The organism is Burkholderia sp. Ac-20365 (assembly GCF_017104715.1).
In the GTDB taxonomy this organism is placed as follows: Bacteria; Pseudomonadota; Gammaproteobacteria; order Burkholderiales; family Burkholderiaceae; genus Paraburkholderia.
On sequence record NZ_JAAGPI010000133.1, the window covers coordinates 1 to 778 of the forward strand.

1 protein-coding gene and 1 pseudogene are annotated in these 778 nt (G+C 64.4%); one reads left to right on the top strand and one right to left on the bottom strand.

Annotation, left to right across the window (positions count from 1 at the left end; all coding sequences use genetic code 11):
- A partial coding sequence (locus tag G3O01_RS44980) for an EamA family transporter (protein WP_205813999.1) occupies positions 1-343 on the bottom strand: 343 nt, incomplete at its 3' end.
- A 228-nt stretch (positions 344-571) separates the two neighbouring features.
- Between G3O01_RS44980 and G3O01_RS44985 the strand changes: the two are divergent.
- A pseudogene (locus tag G3O01_RS44985) lies at positions 572-778 on the top strand (pirin family protein); the annotation flags it as partial.

Genomic DNA, 778 nt, shown 5'->3' on the forward strand with positions numbered 1-778 from the left:
GCGCGCCAAACCGCTCGCCGAGGAAAAACGCCGCGAACACCAGCGTGAAAAACGCCTGCGCCTGCAGCACGACCGACGCGAGACCGGCGGGCATGCCCACGTACATCGCGGTGAACAGCAACGCGAACTGGCCGAACGAGATCGTCGCGCCGTAGGCGAGCAGCCAGCGCAGCGGCAGCTTCGGGCGCTTCACGAACAACACGGCCGGGAACGCGGCCAGCGTGAAGCGCAGCGCGCCCAGCAGCAAGGGCGGCACGCCATGCAGGCCCACCTTGATCACGACAAAATTCACGCCCCACGCGACCACCACTACAAGCGCGAGCAACAAGTCCTTCGGCGACATCCCCAGCTCCGGTTATTGTTCTGTCAAATGAATCTGTAAGTTTAACGGTTGCGTCGCTCATGCGTCGGGCGCGGTGGGGTGGTCTCGGGGCAAAGCCTTACACGGGCTTAGCGGCAGTCCGTCAGAGCGGGCGTTAGAATGGGCGCCTGTCAGCGCGGTGCCCGCACCGCCGCATCCAGCGTTCTCCATACCTCGCATTCGTACCGTCCGGTTCATCAAGGAAGCGTCATGTCCTCATCGATCAAAGCGGTTCTCAAGCCCCATCAGCGCGACATCGGCAATCTGTTCGTGCGCCGCGTGCTGCCCGCGATGGCAGCGCGTCTCGTCGGCCCGTTCATCGTTTTCGACCACATGGGCCTGGCCAAAACCGACGACGGCGCCGGCGTCGATGTGAGCACGCATCCGCAGCCCGCGCTCGCCACCGGACAGTTCCTT